The following is an 11672-nucleotide window of genomic DNA, read 5'->3' as shown; positions in this document are numbered from 1 at the left end:
GTAATCTGAACCAGTATCTGAGTATTCTGCGCAGAGCGCTTGCGGCTTATGGTTGTGAAAATCTGATTATCACCATTCCGAAAATCGGCATCCGACTAAATACTGACATCAAAATTGAACATAAACACTCCCCGGCTGTGGTTGTGGGGAAGCTTCAGGCTGATGAAATGCCTGAGGAAAATGTTGATTCCAGCCAGGATAGCCACTCACTATCATCCGATCGAGTTATCTCACACAAGTCTGTTAAAAAATCTTTTTTTAACTTCAGACAGGTCATAGTCGCCCTTATCATGCTGATGTTGCTGGGAGGTGCTTTCTGGTACATCACTTCAGGGGATCCTGCTGAAAAGAATTCCTCTATGAGTACCATCAAACTGGAAGGCGGCTGCGAGGCGGTCATTATTCAGGGGCTGGATGTTTTTGAGCAAAAGTCACTGGATAAGCAGATTCTGGAAATCCTTAAAGAGAATAATCAATCCTGTGTATCAGGACGACGCATCTATTTCGATAAAAACACGGCATTCACAACTAAAGATTATGGCAGGACCATTCTTTCCGCCTGTAACCTAAACAGCAGTGGCCATATCGTTTCCTGCGAAAACTTCTATTATCTTGACTGGAGACCGCTTTGAAACGGAACGCTACCCTCACGCTGACGATAACCCTGGCTGTGATGCTGCTGCTGGTCTTCGCGGGAATTAATTACGTAAAGCCCCGGCCTGACGATCTGCCTTTCCGCTGCTCAGCATTCAGCCGCTATGATCTTAGCCGTCATGATGATCAAAAGATTGAGTTTGTTGTTTCTCAGGATTTACGTTTTATTGATTCTAAGTTCGGCTATCTATTAATGAATGGGCAGGTTACTTTTGGTGATAAGGTGACCATCCTTAATCGACGTATTGCACTGAGTGCCGGTAATAAAATCGATAGCGACACTTATCGCTACAAATTAAGAACGACCATTACTTCAACTAACGACACTACACCGGATGCTGTGTTTAATCTTCTCCTGGCAGAGATCACACTCGATCCTGGTTATCTGCAACTGGATATCACGCAAATTGATAAAAAAACTTATCTGGTCGGCGGGCCGCTCTCCTATCTTTTCACCTGCCAGCGTTACTAAACGCAGTAACTGATTACTGAAACGCAAACCGGAAGAGTTAACTCCCTTCCGGTTTTTTTATCTGTACACGACTGATTACCAGGTACGGAAACTCTTTAGCGTATCTGAGAACAACTGAAGATCTGCTGCGGTAATAGGACTCGCCTTCGACAGAGAGAAAATCAATATGTCTTCCATATTAAGCGTGAATAAAGCTTGTTTCTGATAAAGACGAAGATTATCTGGTCGCAGGAAATCATAACTGATCATGATTCCCGTAGTCAGGTTGTCCCCCAAAACCACTGGCTGATGGACTTCCTGTTGCCAGTCTTTCATCTGCTTTTGCAGGATAGCGAGCTGGCTAAGGATATACTCTTCCGGGTTGTTATGGTCGCCTAACTTATCACGGGAAATAGTGATTGGTGGCAGAACAGATCGTGTATCAGCTAGCGTATTCAGTGTTCGCTCGCAGTAGCCTTCCGGCAAGGTAATTGTGCCTTCAGTGAAGCGGCAAATAGTCTTATCCATGGTTAATCTCCGTTTCATTATGGGTTTTTGTCTGGCCAAATAACTGCTCTGCCGTGACTTCGCTGAGCTTACCGTTATTTAACAGGACGATTTTGTCGGCACTGCGGATAGTTTCCGGACGGTGTGCAATGATGATTCTGGTGATCTTCATCTGTTTAATTGCGTTGTTGATCTGGGCTTCGTTATAGATATCCAGATGACTGGTGGCCTCATCCAGTACCAGGATTTTAGGTTCGCGATAGAGTGCGCGCGCCAGCAGAATACGTTGTAGCTGGCCACCTGATAAAAACGAGCCCATATCACCTACAAGGCTTTGATAATTCATCGGCATTTTCATGATATCGCCATGAATCTGAGCCAGACGGGCCACGCGGGTAATTTTTGCGTGATCGGGTTCGTTATCAAAGAAGCTGATGTTCTCGCTGATTGAGCCTGAAAAGAGAATGTCATCCTGCATTACGCAGCCGATGCGATTACGGTGATGTTCAAGTCCGGTCTGAGTGATGTCCATGCCACCCACGGTGATGGTGCCTTCTTCCGGGTGTAGCAGGCCAAGAATAAGTTTGGCCATCGTAGTTTTACCCTGGCCGGATGGCCCCACGATGGCAAGACTTTCACCCGCTTTAATCTCCAGATTTGCACCATCGACAACCCAGGGTTCAGTCGGCGCATAACGAAAACGGAGATTGATAAGCTTGATATCCTGCGGTACGTCTGTCTCCTTGTCGGTTTCCTTACTAACCAGACCTGGATTGCCCTCAGAACTGACTTCTGTTTCAGACAGAACAATATCGGCAAGGCGTTCACCATGCATTCTCAGCATACGGAAATCGATGATGGCATTGATCAAACCTGAACCGCGACTCATGAATTGATCTGAAAAGCTGATAAAGGCGGTCAGCATACCGGCAGAGAAGTTGCCATCCAAAACTTGCAGGGCAGCAAGCCAGACCAGAACCACACGGCCCACTGAGGTTAGCAGTCCCTGAGCCGAACCGAACAGGATGTTGAGCTTCTGAATCACGATGCCTTTATTGGTGGTATCCACCAGAAAGTTCATGTAAGCCGAGAGTCGGGGTACCTGTTTATTATTGGTTTTAACCGCCTGGATCCCGCGCAGCGTTTCAAGCAGAGACGACTGGGTACGGGCCGAGCTGATGATTTGTTCTTCATTGGCGCGGCGAACCGGATCGTAGGCCATAAAACGCAGCAGTGCATAGGCGAGAAAAAGTCCAATGACCAGCCACGCCAGTTGCGCGTTATAGATGAAAAGCATCACTACCGTAACGATTGACATGACACCGTCCAGTACGGTGCTGATGAAACGGGAAGTCAGTGTACTCTGAATCGTATTAAGCGAACCGTAACGAGAAAGAATGTCTCCAACGTGGCGTGATTCGAACCATTCCAGCGGCAGCTTTAACATATGGTGACAAACGTTTATGGTCCACTGCACACTAAGCTGGCTTGAGAACCAGCTCATTACCCATGAACGCAACGCTGTAACGATAGTCTGAAACAGCGCGATCATGATAAAGCCCACACCGAGCAGCGACAGTAACGAATAGTCAGCAGAAACCAGCACCATATCCATCACCCACTGCATAAAGAAGGGACCGAGGACGCCGAATAGCTCCAGTGCGATTGAGAGGATGAGCACCTGAGTAAAGGCAGACTTTACCCCGGTCACGCTGCCCACCAGCTTCATCATTGAGATGCTTTCTTTCTCTTCTTTTACTTCAAAGGTGGAAGAGGGAACCAGCTCCAGCGCGACACCGGTAAAGGCGGTCGATGCTTCTTTAAAGGTCAGTTCGCGGATCCCACGCGCGGGATCGTGAATGGTGATTTTATTGCCGCGTACTTTCTTCAATACCACAAAGTGGTTCAGTTCCCAGTGAAGAATGCAGGGCATGCGCAGTTTAGACAGCTCTTCCATTTCCACTCGCAGTGCGCGGGAAGTCATATTGAGCTGTTGTGCCATAGCGATGACATCAGCCAGTGTGGCGCCTTTGAGCGATGTAGCGAACTGACGACGTAACGTGATCATGTCGATCTGATGGCCGTGATAATTAGCTATCATGCCAAGACAAGCCAGACCACACTCCGCTGCCTGTGACTGACGAATCATCGGTAAGCGGTTAAACCATTTGAAATTGAGTTTCTCTAATAACAACACAGAACAGACCTTATAAATCAGAGAGAAATTTTGTGTCCCAGCGCGAAAATCGGCTCCAGTACCCATTCATAGAGACGACGTTTGTCAACAATAAAGTCGGCATCCAGCGCCATACCTGGCTTCAGTTTTTCATTCTGCGAATAAGCAGAAATAGTTTGTTTATCCAGAGAGACCAGAACCCGGTACTGCTGTTCCTGAACATTGTTTTTACCGGTTAAGGTGGTGACTTCCTGAGGCGAGAGGGCGGTTCGAGAGACCTCGATCACCTTGCCATATTGTTGGCCAAATTTCTGATAAGGAAAGGCTTTATAGCGCAGCACGACACGCTGACCTGGCTGGATAAAGCCAATTGATTGCGTATTGACCATGATGCGGGCAACAAGGTTGGTATTGTTAGGCAGAATCGCGATGGCCGACTGACCGGCGTTCAGCATCTGACCATTTTTGACCATGATCATGCCGACATAACCACTCTTCGGCGCACGAAGCTCAATGGATCGGCGCGCTTCATTCTCTGCCATTGACTGACGGTTATCTGCCAGTTGCCGCTCGATGTCGTTGCGTTTTTTCTCATCATCCAGCGGCTTTTCATGCAGTTGCTGCTCCGCCTGAACAATTTTTTGCGACGTGTCCAGCAGCTGACGCTGGTACTCCTGGTAACGTGCCTGGCTGTCGAGCAGATTGGATTCCTGTTCTTCCAGCTGACGGTTTGAGGCGTACCCCTCCAGGTGCATAGCGTTGAGTTTATCCAGTTGCAATTTCGCTAACGCCACCTGTTTGCGGCGGTGTGACAGCTGAAGTCTCAGCTGTTCCTGCTGGAGTTTCAGACTGGCGATAGTGTCGGATAACCCTTTCATTTCGACGTCATGCAATTTTGCAAGCGTCTGAAGATCCTGCTGAAGTCGTTCCCGCTGAGCCACCAGGTTTTCGGCGATAACCTGACGTGTCTGTCCCATCTGTGTTGAGACTTCGGATGACAACACCATAAGAACATCATCTTTTTTGACCAGTTGTCCCTCTTTAACCGGAATATCCACTACGGTTGCGCTTACAGGAGGAGGAACGACTAACATGCCATTCTCAGGCAGCAGTTCTCCGGTAGAAGATTCATATTTCGTATAGCTGCCGAAAATGAAAAACAGGGTTGTAACGGCAGTAATAAAAATCACCACAGAAATAACAAGCCAGCGATAGGGCGGACAATAAAGTGCCACGATGCCCAGGTTACCCCGATTAGCGGCATCAAGCGCCTCCTGACGAAAGAGTGATTGTTCCATTTATAGATTCATCATGATTAAGGGATTAACGGCACTGAAAAAAATTCAGCATGTCGAGCGATAACGATCCAGTGCTTTGCGCCAGATTGATTAGGGCATTGAGATAACTTAGGCGTGCTTCAGCCTGATCTTTGAGTGCGGTGTAATATTTTTGCTGAGCATCCAGTTCATCATTAACGGTGCGGAAGCCCATTTCACGGCCATACTGGACCGACACCACTTTTTCACGTGCTGAGTCGACGGCATTCTTTTGAGCACTGATTAAGGCCTTGCCATTGGTCAGGCTAAGCCAGGCAGAACGGGTATCGGTTGCCGCCTTGCGTTGTGCTTCCATCGTGGAATACTTTGCTGCCTGACGACGATAAGCTGCTTCAAAGGATTGTGAAACCTGACTGCCGCCGGCAAACAATGGAACAGAAACGTTTACGCCATATTGGAGGTTATTACTCTTTGAGTTCGTCCCGAAGATTGCGTCATACAGGATATTGTCGTCGTCGTCATTACGACTCCAGTTCTTGCCGTATCGCGCATAGAGCGAGACCACTGGCATGTGCGCGCCGTCAGCCGCAAGAACATCTGCGTCTGCCTGATCATTCTGAAAAAGCGCAATTTTAATATCAGTATTACGCTGCTGGCTGGCATTAATTGCATCGGTCAGAGAAGAATAAGGCGATGCTTTCAGGCACTGAAAATTCACCGGTTCTACAGTGTCCGGGCTGATACCTGATAAACGGCGAAATGCCTCGCCTGCCAGCAATAGCTGATTGCCAGCTTCTATTTCCTTAGCCTGTGCCAGAGCGTAGTTAGCTTTTGCCTCGTCCAGTTCAGTGCGGGTATTCTGCCCATTGATTAACCCGGTCTGAAGTTTTTGCTCTTGTTGCTTAAAGTTATGGCTGGCGGCTTTGGCAGCCTGTAAAACTTCCTGCTGATAAAGCACTGTAAAATAAGCATTGCTAATAGCGCTAAGTAATTTCTCTTCAGCCTGTTTTGCCTGTGCTTCAGCAGTGTTGGCAATAGCAACACCTTTACGCCATCCGGCATATTTACTCATATCAAATAGTGGTTGTCTGACGCTGAGATCGTAACTGTGGTTGGTTACCCCACTCTGATATTTCTTATCAGGCTGTTCCTGACGATCCCAGTTTCCTTCCAGAGTTAATGTTGGCAACATTCCGGCCATGCCTTGCCAGTATTTTTGTTTATCTGCTGAACTGGTCATCTGACTGGATTGTAATGCTGAGTCATAGCTCAATGCAGCCTGAGCAGCTTGCTGCAGGTTGGTTGCAGATGTGAAAAATGGAGTACAGGTTAGTGCCAGTAATGCAATATTCTGATTATGAAATTTCATGATTTTCGCTGTATATAAAAATTTTGTGCCAGGTGATTAAATGAGTTCCTGTGCAAAAACATACTTAATCAAATCTGTGTTTGATTGCAGCTGTAGCTTACGCATGGCGTTGTATTTCTGTGTTGCAACGGTGCTTATGCTACGTTTACGTGCTTTTGCTATCTCCATCAGGCTATATCCAATGGCGAATAATCGAATGACCTCTACTTCTGACGGCGACAAAAGTGTTTGTGCCGGATCTGCGGGTGCAGAGAGCATTAAATTCCTCATCTGTTCTGAGTAGTATATTCCTGTATTGGATGAGCAAACCCAATTGAATGCTTTGACCAAATCACGAATGTCGTCTCGCTTGTGTACGATGGCATTAACCGGGATTTGCAATATACTTTTCAAAATAGCCTGACTGTTTTGTGCAGTAAAAATAATAGTTTTTAAGTCCGGGTTTTTCTTATGTATCTGTTCTATTTTTTTTACGCCATTAACATCGTTACGCTCAAAATTAAAGCAGAAGTCCGTTATTAATATATCTGGCATATCCTCTCTGATAACAGACAGCAAATGATCAGCTTCAACCGGATAAGAAATAATATCAAGTTCTGAAAACTCCTTTACAAGTATGTTTTGGATGGAGTAAAAAATAAATGGACTTTCATCTGATACACCAAGCCTGAGCTTACTTTTTTCCTTAGGTTTATTCACAGATAATCCTTTTCTGTAGATAAATGTGAAGAAGGGCTCCGCAGAGCCCTGCTGATTACTGGTAACTAAGCGTATACGTTGCTACTGCATTGGCCGAGCCGGGATTTATTTTCGTCGCCGTCTGATAATAACGTGCATAGAGTGGCACTGTGATTAAGGCAGATGAGAGCGGGTAAGTCGCAATGTTAAACGGTGTAGCGAGTGCTATCGGCTGCTGATTTTCATTGAGGATTTGTACACCGACACCACTCGCTGTTGAGGCCGAGTTAAGTGCCACCACACCCAAATCCGATAATCCGCTAGACGCATCACCATCCAACTGCATCATCACATCAAACGAACCCGAAAGAAGTGCCTCACAGTTAAGCTGAATATTAAACGCGGTTGTAGCGCTAGTCTGGCCGATTCCTGATCCTAAACCGCTAGTAGGGTTCGTGGTGTAACTACCTAATGGCACAGGCAGATTGGTATCACCGGCGACTGAGCATGTCTGATCTTTAACTGTGATACCTGTTTTAATATTAGTGAAGTTGAATGATACATCTTTACCTGATACTAACGAACCAACATCAAAAGCGTTTACATAGCTCTTTAGAGAAGTCGATGCTGACATAGAGTTGGAGGTCTTTACAATCTGATAGGGTACGTTGATTGAGACATCTGTATAGGAGCCCACGGTTCCGCCGCTGGTTAAGGCATAAGTACTAATCATGATACCGGTTGCAATACTTGCGGCATCGGTACTCATCTCTCCGCCATAGCCAGTATATAACGTCAATCCATAACCCAGGGCACCCGCGTCAATCGCCTTGCGCTTAAAATAGACCTCACCGCTTAATCCATCTGCGTACTGCTGCAAATTATCCAGAGCACATTTAAAGTTAGCGGTTGCTGTACCGCTATAAACGATCGTACCCACCGGCACAGCAGCTGAAATATTAATGCCCAATGAGCTCACATCAACTAACGATGTACTTGATGTTATTTTACACGTCAGTGTCACATCCGTTGATGTACCCGCTGCATTAACATTAAAACTAGCTATCAGCATCAGACTTAACATTAATGAAACTGAGCCAATGAGGCGCATTATTTTCTTTCCTGAAATTAAAAACATGATGTTACCTCATTAACCCTGTGTATCTTTATTGTCGGTATTAGAAGCGTACCGTACCGGCTGCATTTGATCGCTACTGCAGGTTGTCGTTAATCTCGCCAGTGTCTGATTTTCACTGGACTGAACGGCACCAGATTCAAGGTTAACCAGGCACTTGTCATTTGCCGTTTTCCCCCATGAAACATGCAGACGGCTGACATCTTTATTCAGCCTGACGTAAATCTGACCACCCTGTGAAACAGTAGTCACCAGATTGCCATTTTCATCATTAACTGATGCACCAAATGGTAAGGCATTGCCATTAGGCTGATTTGCCCTTATTAAAAGTGGTTTTCCCTTACTGGTTTTATAGTCCAGTCTGACGACAGCACCTTCAACAGGAATAACTCGCTGTTGAGTTGATTCCAGCTCAACATCAAGTGGAATACCTTTTGGATCAATCGCCAGTTCATTTATTCTGTACGGATTAAGATTAGGTACAATTGCTCTGCCGCTTCCGTCCAGCACTATGTTGGGATAACCGTACACGCGGGCACCTGCTGCATCATCGGCGCTTACTACAGCATACGTTGTCGACTGATAAGCACTAAAGTTAATGCTATCAGGTAACGCAATAACTGTTCCACTGGCGCCTGCCGAGGCTGAATAATAGTTTTCACCCTTAGTATATGCTGCTGTCAGCATGCTGTAAGGTGAGCGATATTGACCACCGATCGAACCTGATTTTTTATTATCGATATCGCGTGCAGCACCTACGTTATAGCTAAATTGATCATTCTCACCTAGTACACCATTAAGTGCAGTTTGAGCAGTTACACCCTCTTTATTATGTGTGGCGCTTCCAGTTACATAATTTTTACTTTCACTACCAAGTGGTATAGAGAAGTCGAGTGAGAGTTGCGTGTCATGCCCGCCGGTTGAATATAATAATCGGTTTGCTGACAATGTATAGGACACGCGACCAATTCTATTATTATAGCCTAACTGAAATTGGGTGTTTGTACCGGTGCTGTTCCAGTAATTTTGAACGAAACCAGTAAGATAGATATTCCCATATGACTCCCCAAAATTTTGGCTGGCAGTCAGTGAAAAGCGTTGTTTAGGCCGGGAGAGATAATTTGTCCCGTTGGTTTTATTCTTTTTGTAATAGTTATTAATTTGCAGTGCATTGTCATAGCTGTAATAGCCTGATGACGAAAATCTATACGCTGCGAGGGTAAAGTTGGTGTCAGTCTGAGAAACTTTTTTACTGTAGGTCGCACGATAGCTCACACCCTGCTTTTTCTCATCGCCATATTTTGTCTGAGCACCAGTGATATCAAGAGAGATAGCGCCGATCGGTAACCCAAATGCACCGCCTAACAGCGCAGAGATATAGTTGTCTGATCCCAGCACACCGGTATAACCGGTCAGACTATTGGTAAAGCCATGCTGAATGGTGCCCTGATAAACAGAAGGCGTATAAGCCATGTTGTCTTTACGCGACACACCTCCCGTCACAGAGTAGAACGTCATACCCGGGCGCTTCAGTCTCGTCATGGCTGCATAAGGAACTGAAAAACGCGTTTCGCTGCCGTCAGCTTCTTTTACAGTGACATCTAAGTCGCCACCGTAGCCGGTAGGGTAGAGGTCGGAGATATTAAAGGGGCCTGGCGAAACGGTTGTCTCATAAATTTTACTACCGTTTTGCGATACAGTTACCTGAGCATTAGTACGTGCAACGCCACGAATTTCTGGTGCGTAACCACGTTGTGAATCAGGCCACATTTGATCGACAGTCGATATCTGCGCACCCCGGAAAGCGAGGGTATCAAAGAGCTCGCCACTCGTATTACCTTCACCTAACAGTAAGCGTGATTTCAGTTGCGGGATATCACGCTGAACATAGGTGTTGATGGCATTATAATGATGAGACTCCTTACCTTGCTGGCGTCGCCAGCTTAATGAGCCATCATGACGAAACATCCAGCCGCCAAGGTTAAAACCTGCCAGCGCCCTGCCATAAAAAGAGTCATATTCACGTCCGTCGTTAACAGAGCGATAATAGTTGGTGTCATAGTTAAGTGTTAACGCCGTTTCGCCCTTATCCCAGAATTCTGGAGCGACATAGCCACGTGCTGAGCGCAGCAAATAAATCTGTGGAATTGAGATGTCCATCTGCATATCAGCGGAGTTGATTGCGGCATGACTCTCCTTAACCACATCTTCCAGTGCTATACATTGCTTACCTGAACGTAACTCTTCAGCTTGCTCAGAGCTGAAGACTGTATCTTTAATGGAAAGGCTTTTTACCAGATCATAAGAAAGACAGGCTTTAGTACCGGCTCCCTCACGCACAACCTGAACATTCTCCCGACTAATCTGACGGCCATTCAAAAAGATATCCAGCGTGTAGACGCCGGGATCAATGGGGTTACCAGTTGCGTAGCGGGAAACGTCTACTTTTACACCAGCTAAATTTTTTACAAATGATTCATCGAAATCATAAGCAGTTTCAGCAATCGCTGACTGAGTTGCTGCGGTCAGGAACAGCGCCAAAAAAGAGCGATAAAAAGTTTTGCCAGTTGGTTTATTAAAAAATACCGTCCTTGCCATCATAATTTCCCCTGGATAATTATCAAAAGCTACTCGTTTATTTTGCTTTCAACCTTACGTGCTGCACCAAAGTCGTCCAGATACTGATAATTAAATGTTGTTTTTATTTGACTTGTGCTCATGCCTTTTAACGGGAACTCTTTTGTTTCGCCTGGTGCCAGCATTTCCCCTTTTTCACTGACTAATTTATGACCTGCGTTATCTTCTGCATTAATCTGTGAGACGTTAACGTAGAAAGGTGAGTTGTTAGTTGCGGAAAGAAAATTAGGTTTTTGACCGTGACGCCATACCAGTCCTGACGCAGCTTTATTGGCCTGGGCTGTATCAAACTGAACTGGACGATAAAAAATCTTGATGCGACTCCGGATTGCCATTTGCAGCTGGTTCTGATTAGCCAGACTTTTATCACGAGGAGGTATATCAAGGACATTAAGCCAGAAGATAGACTCTTTGTCGGTGGGCAGACTGGCGCCCGTAAAAACAATCCGTAACGTTTGTCCTTTATTCGCCTCCATACGGAAAACCGGAGGTAATAAAACGAAAGGAACATTTATTTTATCTACTGCTTCGTCAGGATTTCCGTCATCAACCCATGCCTGAACAAGCGCGGGATGATCGCCGCGATTATCCAGACGAACGGTAACCTCTTTCTCGGAAGCGGGGTAGATTACCCGGGTACCAATGATGGTCACACTGGCAAAGGCAGACGAAGTCATTGCGCAAGTGAGCAAACAGGAGATCAGAAATTTAAAACTTTTTTTTTTCATGATATTAACTGAAGTGATGAAAGGAGAAGAGTGGTGAGGGCATTGCCCTCACCATAATCA

10 protein-coding genes are annotated in these 11672 nt (G+C 45.9%); 2 read left to right on the top strand and 8 right to left on the bottom strand.

The features are described 5' to 3' along the window. Together BY447_RS23055 and BY447_RS23050 are read left to right on the top strand one after the other, a co-directional pair. Nucleotides 1–632: winged helix-turn-helix domain-containing protein (locus BY447_RS23055; RefSeq protein WP_110332394.1), on the top strand; the 632-nt coding region annotated here is incomplete at its 5' end. After that, on the top strand, nt 629–1126 hold the full coding sequence (locus tag BY447_RS23050) for a FidL-like protein (protein WP_110332393.1): 498 nt from the start codon (nt 629–631) through the stop codon (nt 1124–1126). The genes BY447_RS23055 and BY447_RS23050, both read left to right, overlap by 4 nt. 75 nt (nt 1127–1201) lie before the next feature. On the opposite strand, the gene BY447_RS23045 is transcribed toward BY447_RS23050, so the two are convergent. The 8 genes from BY447_RS23045 to BY447_RS23010 are packed head-to-tail and all read right to left on the bottom strand — an operon-like array spanning nt 1202 to nt 11612. After that, nucleotides 1202–1633, bottom strand: coding sequence for a DcrB-related protein (locus BY447_RS23045; protein WP_110332392.1), 432 nt, complete (start codon nt 1631–1633; stop codon nt 1202–1204). Continuing rightward, nucleotides 1626–3809, bottom strand: a complete 2184-nt coding sequence (locus BY447_RS23040) for a peptidase domain-containing ABC transporter (RefSeq protein WP_110332391.1) — start codon at nt 3807–3809, stop codon at nt 1626–1628. The genes BY447_RS23045 and BY447_RS23040 overlap by 8 nt, the downstream gene beginning before the upstream one ends. Nucleotides 3810–3826: 17 nt before the next feature. Further along, nucleotides 3827–5086, bottom strand: coding sequence for an HlyD family secretion protein (locus tag BY447_RS23035; RefSeq protein ID WP_013356587.1), 1260 nt, complete (start codon nt 5084–5086; stop codon nt 3827–3829). A 25-nt stretch (nt 5087–5111) separates the two neighbouring features. Continuing rightward, nucleotides 5112–6434: a TolC family outer membrane protein gene (locus tag BY447_RS23030; RefSeq protein WP_013356586.1), complete on the bottom strand. Its 1323-nt coding sequence runs from the start codon at nt 6432–6434 to the stop codon at nt 5112–5114. A gap of 36 nt (nt 6435–6470) precedes the next feature. Further along, entirely contained in the window at nt 6471–7133 is a 663-nt protein-coding gene (locus tag BY447_RS23025; RefSeq protein ID WP_110332390.1) for a response regulator, read from the bottom strand. Nucleotides 7134–7188: 55 nt separating this feature from the next. Continuing rightward, nucleotides 7189–8250, bottom strand: coding sequence for a fimbrial protein (locus BY447_RS23020; RefSeq protein WP_110332389.1), 1062 nt, complete (start codon nt 8248–8250; stop codon nt 7189–7191). A gap of 12 nt (nt 8251–8262) precedes the next feature. Further along, nucleotides 8263–10848, bottom strand: coding sequence for a fimbria/pilus outer membrane usher protein (locus BY447_RS23015; RefSeq protein WP_110332388.1), 2586 nt, complete (start codon nt 10846–10848; stop codon nt 8263–8265). 26 nt (nt 10849–10874) lie between these two features. Then, a complete protein-coding gene (locus BY447_RS23010; RefSeq protein ID WP_095708274.1) occupies nt 10875–11612 on the bottom strand; it encodes a molecular chaperone in 738 nt (245 codons plus the stop codon). Nucleotides 11613–11672 lie beyond the last annotated feature (60 nt).

Origin of the sequence: Pantoea sp. JKS000250, from assembly GCF_003201065.1 — a bacterium.
GTDB lineage: Bacteria > Pseudomonadota > Gammaproteobacteria > Enterobacterales > Enterobacteriaceae > Pantoea > Pantoea vagans.
The sequence above is the reverse complement of the archived record's forward strand: the minus strand, read 5'-3'. Positions and strand labels throughout refer to the sequence as shown.

Coding starts and splice junctions, on each gene's coding strand:
- BY447_RS23045 (WP_110332392.1), bottom strand. CDS start 1,633: ATGGATAAGACTATTTGCCGCTTCACTGAAGGCACAATTACCTTGCCG.
- BY447_RS23035 (WP_013356587.1), bottom strand. CDS start 5,086: ATGGAACAATCACTCTTTCGTCAGGAGGCGCTTGATGCCGCTAATCGG.
- BY447_RS23030 (WP_013356586.1), bottom strand. CDS start 6,434: ATGAAATTTCATAATCAGAATATTGCATTACTGGCACTAACCTGTACT.
- BY447_RS23020 (WP_110332389.1), bottom strand. CDS start 8,250: ATGTTTTTAATTTCAGGAAAGAAAATAATGCGCCTCATTGGCTCAGTT.
- BY447_RS23015 (WP_110332388.1), bottom strand. CDS start 10,848: ATGATGGCAAGGACGGTATTTTTTAATAAACCAACTGGCAAAACTTTT.
- BY447_RS23010 (WP_095708274.1), bottom strand. CDS start 11,612: ATGAAAAAAAAAAGTTTTAAATTTCTGATCTCCTGTTTGCTCACTTGC.